A 476-nucleotide genomic window follows, 5' to 3' on the forward strand; every position below is an offset into this window, starting at 1 on the left:
CTGCAAACCGTGGGGCCCACCGAACGCGAAGCCCTGATGGCGCACGAGCGCGCTCACCTGCGCCACCAGCACCACTTCTTCCTGGTCACCCTGCAACTCGCCTCCGCTGCCTGCCCGCTGCTGCGGCCCCTGGCAGCCGAGGGAGCGTTCACCGTCGAGCGCTGGGCGGACGAGGACGCAGCCCTGGCGGTCGGCGACCGGACCGTGGTGGCCCGCGCCCTGGCGGCGGATGCCGCTGGTGGTCTTCGCCCTGCTGCTCGCACTGTGCTGCACCAGCCTGGCCGAGGCCGCCCACGACACCGAGAAGCTGTTCGAACACGCCATACACGCCGACACCACCGCCGCCCCGGTCAACCCGCGCACGTGGTGAGCCCCGCAGGCGACGATGACCGCGCGGAGCGGGCCGCCTCCAGCACCACGCGTCCCCCCGCTGCGGGCGCTGCGGCGCGCTGGCGGATGTGGCCGCTGTACGCGGC

General features: G+C 74.2%; 1 pseudogene. It reads left to right on the top strand.

Going from position 1 to position 476, the window contains the following annotated elements:
• Positions 1-36: 36 nt before the first annotated feature.
• A pseudogene (locus tag C6N31_RS46340) lies at positions 37-476 on the top strand (hypothetical protein); the annotation flags it as partial.

Origin of the sequence: Streptomyces fildesensis, assembly GCF_016107395.1 — a bacterium.
Classification (GTDB): Bacteria; Actinomycetota; Actinomycetes; order Streptomycetales; family Streptomycetaceae; genus Actinacidiphila; species Actinacidiphila fildesensis.